4 protein-coding genes and 1 pseudogene are annotated in these 4032 nt (G+C 52.5%); 2 read left to right on the top strand and 3 right to left on the bottom strand.

Translation table 11 applies throughout. The features are described from left to right. On the top strand, window positions 1-549 hold a 549-nt coding region (locus ACYVG7_RS07615), incomplete at its 5' end, for a GGDEF domain-containing protein (RefSeq protein WP_460882584.1). A 1-nt stretch (window position 550) separates the two neighbouring features. On the opposite strand, the gene ACYVG7_RS07610 is transcribed toward ACYVG7_RS07615, so the two are convergent. Continuing rightward, the gene (locus ACYVG7_RS07610) at window positions 551-1513 is read right to left on the bottom strand and encodes an IS1595 family transposase (RefSeq protein ID WP_460882583.1); all 963 of its coding nucleotides are present in this window, start codon (window positions 1511-1513) and stop codon (window positions 551-553) included. A gap of 376 nt (window positions 1514-1889) precedes the next feature. Between ACYVG7_RS07610 and ACYVG7_RS07605 the strand changes: the two genes are divergently transcribed. Then, a complete protein-coding gene (locus tag ACYVG7_RS07605; protein ID WP_460882582.1) occupies window positions 1890-2852 on the top strand; it encodes a DUF932 domain-containing protein in 963 nt (320 codons plus the stop codon). A gap of 225 nt (window positions 2853-3077) precedes the next feature. Here ACYVG7_RS07605 and ACYVG7_RS07600 read toward each other — a convergent pair. Together ACYVG7_RS07600 and ACYVG7_RS07595 are read right to left on the bottom strand one after the other, a co-directional pair. Continuing rightward, window positions 3078-3301, bottom strand: a pseudogene (locus tag ACYVG7_RS07600) (transposase); the annotation flags it as partial. 484 nt (window positions 3302-3785) lie between these two features. Further along, window positions 3786-3980, bottom strand: coding sequence for an HTH-like domain-containing protein (locus ACYVG7_RS07595; RefSeq protein WP_460882585.1), 195 nt, complete (start codon window positions 3978-3980; stop codon window positions 3786-3788). Window positions 3981-4032: the final 52 nt, after the last annotated feature.

Raw genomic sequence — 4032 nt, 5'->3', positions numbered from 1 at the left:
AACCGGCTCAACCAGATGAAAGAAGAGACCTCCGAGTACAAGAAGCGGATGGCCCAGCAGAAACACAAACTGCTGCTGGATAGCCTGACCCAGGTCTTTAACCGGGCTGCCTTTGATGAACGCTTCGATCTGGAATACAAGCGCTGGCTACGCTATCAGGCACCGTTATGCCTGGCCATCATCGATATCGACCATTTTAAATCCATCAATGATCGCTTCGGGCATCTGGCGGGTGATAAAGCACTGAAGGTCATCGCTCGGGCCATGAGCCGAACTCTGCGGGAGACCGATTTTATCGCCCGTTATGGTGGCGACGAATTTGTGGTGCTACTGCCCGGCATTGATGCCACCAATATACAGATGCCGTTGGATAAACTACGAAATGTGGTCAAGGGCATCCCGTTTCGCTTCAAAGATGACAAGGTTGAAATCACGATTTCCATCGGCACCACCTTGTTCCGCAGTGGCGATTCACCGATTGAAGCCTTCGAGCGCGCAGATAAGGCTCTTTATGAAGCCAAAAACGGCGGTCGCGACCGGATTATTTAGGCTATGTCCCAGTTACGTGTTGCATGGGGCGCCCAAGCGCCTCATGCAAACAACGTTTGATATCTATCTCTCCCTGGTAACGCTCCAACATCCGACGCCAGCCCAGGTAATTCTCTAGGTAGAGTGTCGCCACACCATGAAAGCGACTCATCCATAACTTCAGTCTGCTGTGATATCCGTTTACATGCTGGATATGGTAAGCGCCCACCACTCGCTGCCCTTCCCGGTTATGTACCACCTGGTGGGTCAAGCCATGTCGGCTCGCAAAGCTTGCGTACACTCCAGCTCCATCGCTACAAAGCACAGCATCCTTGTCAACCAGCGGTGCCAAGATCGCCTCCACATGCTTTGCATCGAGCGTTGACAGCTGATAATCCGCGGTGTGTCCTTCTCTGTCTTGCACGACCACAACTGGGATGTAATCAGGCCCGGTGCCCCGGGTTCGTCCCTTCCCTCCGCGCCGTCGGGCTGGCCGTGGAAGTATCCGCTGGCCTTTAAATGATTCCAGAAAGAAGGTCTCGTCCACTTCAACGATCCCCCGCTCATGATTGGCTCGATGCCCAGCCATGGCGCGCAAAAATCGGTGGCGCCATAAGAAGGCAGTGTTTTTACTGACACCTGAGCGTCGGGCCGCCTCTCTGACACTTAGTCCCTCGATGAGTGCTTGGGCATAGTCCTGCCAATGCTGGGATTTGCGCAGGCGAGCCAAAGGAGTTTTGGTCAATGCAGAGCAGGTGCGAAGACATTGCTTACAGCGATAGCGTCGTAAGCCACGACTCCAACCCCATGGAGCAAGCTGCTCGGACTTGGCATGACAGTGAGGACATTCAGGGCAATCCGGTAACAGCGTATTGATTTGCGCATATTGGCTGGGTCGCTGCAATTCTTGCTGGGCACTATTTCTTTGCCGAACAGAGAGTTGTGGAAACAAGGAGAGGAGATGTTGGAAGGCTTGAGTATCCATAATGAGGCCTCTTTTCCGATGACCTAGTTAAATCATAGCCTTCCAACACGTAACTGGGACAGAGCCATTATTTATGCCGACTGAATCATGATGTCCCTCGAGAACGGATTCCGATCTGGAGGGTACTCATCATGCCCGATCAAGATGACACAACGCAGTGACAGGTGGATAAGCCACCGCCCTGAAGCCTCGCATATGCGAGGCTTCTTGTAGGACAGACAATGAAAAATCGCGTGTCATCAGGTGACCCAGCAACCGACAGACATGAATGTGAAAAGCATGCCATTTCAATAACATTTCAAACCTATATCACCCCTGTGGATCGCCGGAGGAACCGTTCTTCCGGCGCCTGATTTTCATGTTCACAGGAGGCTCTATGGCTCATCTCGTCGAATCGATGGCGTATGTCGGTGATACGCCCTGGCATGGTCTGGGCAATCGCCTGAGTGCCCATCAACCGTTGCAGACCTGGCTGGTTGAGGCCGGGATGGATTGGCATATCGCGCAGAGTGATGTGCTGTTTAATGTCGCTCCGGATGGCCTGCATATTCGGCCGCATACAGACGCCAAAGTTCTGTACCGCTCTGATACGCTGGCACCGCTGTCGGTGGTGTCGAACCGCTACAAGGTGGTTCAGCCGGATGAGGTGCTGGGCTTCTACAAGGATTTGGTCAAGGCCGGGGGCTTTGAGCTGGAGACGGCAGGAGTCTTGAAAGGCGGGCGCAAGCTGTGGGCTTTGGCGCGTACCGGCCAAGAGTCGGCATTGCGCGGCGGGGACAAAGTGAAGGCTTATCTGTTGCTGGCTACTAGCTGCGATGGCTCGCTGTGTACCACGGCTCAGTTCACCTCCGTAAGGGTGGTATGCAACAACACGCTGCAGATGGCGACCGGTGATAGCAAGGGTGCCGTCAAGGTGCCGCACTCCACACAGTTTGATGCGGCAGCGGTGAAGAATGCGCTCGGTCTGGGGCTGTCCAGTTGGGACAGCTTTATGCGCTCACTCAAAGACCTGAGTCAGCGACCAGTATCACGCAGTGAAGCCGATGCCTATTTCCGCACCGTACTGGGTGAGCCACTGGCCGATGAGAGTAACCCGTCAGCGCTGGAGCCCTCCCGCACGCTGCAGCAGATTCTGAGTCTGTATCAGGGCACTGGGCTGGGTTCGACGCTCTCGTCCAGTCGCAATACCGCCTGGGGCTTGGTCAATGCCATGACCGAGTTTGTCGACCATCGACGGCGGGCGCGCAATCAGGATTACCGGTTGGATTCCGCCTGGTTCGGGCAAGGCGCTCAGCTTAAGCAACAGGCCATGACCCAGGCACTGGCGTTACTGCAGTAGTCGTTTTCTACCCGCATTTCTACCCACAACTTAAATCTCCCCTTATCACTTCTCGCCCCGGCAGGCTTCGGCTTGTCGGGGCGTTTTGTTTTGGAGTCCGTTATGAAACAACAACGCTATGGCCGGGCTATCCGTCTGGCTTCTACCGTCGGTTTATCCCGCGACGAGTGGCTTGATATCCGCCAGCAAGGCATTGGTTCGTCTGATGCCGCCGTGGCCGTGGGGCGAATTGATGAAGCCCTCAAGCGCTCGGAGGGGCAGATTAAAGAGCCCCTTGAGCATCAAAGCCGTTTCGATGGCCGTGTCGCTGTAGTGAAACCCTCGACCTCTGCGTCCATGATGGATTGTTGGATAGCCTGCTCATCCATCCAGACGGTCAGAGAGCCACGTTGTACCAAGGCCTGATTGTATTGTTTCCAGTTGCTGATCTTGTGCTTGGGCTTGCCCATTTGGTGCTCCCGGTGGTCAGGGCGAGATCGTGAACATTTTATGAACGAGATGATGTCTTTAATGTTCAGTGGATGATGCCTAATTGCACATAATCTTCGTTTGCTATTATTCGAAGGTCAGGGAAATGGCAGTTATGGCTAAATATTGAACACTCATGCGCTCGCCCTGTCCCGGTGGTGAACCTAAGAGATCAGATCACTGAACCGCCGAATAGTTCCCTGATTTGAGCAACAACGCCTGTCAGGTCTTTCACCGTTAAAAAATGGCTGAAAGTATATCTCCACTTCCGTATCGAAATTCTGCGACAGCTCATTTAGAAGAAATAACTCACCCTCAGTCGGCTTCTGCTTGCTTTTCTTGATGACTTCAATGCTTGGGAATATCTTAGCCATACAACCTCAGTTTGACTGAACTACTTTGAGCATAACTTCGTTTTATGCGGTGGCACGTAGTGCCATCCGACATGAAAATTTTGTTATGTGATTATTTCGCGATGACGTATTTTGCTAATTTAACACCTTTATTTAATTCAGTTAAATATGAATTACTGATACCAGATGCATCAATGATCTCTTTCTTTGAGAAATCAGCATTTAATATTTCTTCAGAGTATTTAATACCAAAAAGGTGAATCATCGCTACGGCATCGGCGCTGTTCCCTTTACGTGTTGGGGCAATCTATACTTGCAGTAAGTTCGCTGGACTGAGGTGCCCGCTATGGATACCAACC

The organism is Pseudaeromonas pectinilytica (genome assembly GCF_054780855.1).
Note: the sequence above shows the minus strand (reverse complement) of the source record. Positions and strands in the feature narration are given on the sequence as shown.

Bases quoted from the DNA above. Each gene is read 5' to 3' on its own strand.
- ACYVG7_RS07605 (WP_460882582.1), top strand. From the start codon at position 1,890: ATGGCTCATCTCGTCGAATCGATGGCGTATGTCGGTGATACGCCCTGG.
- ACYVG7_RS07610 (WP_460882583.1), bottom strand. From the start codon at position 1,513: ATGGATACTCAAGCCTTCCAACATCTCCTCTCCTTGTTTCCACAACTC.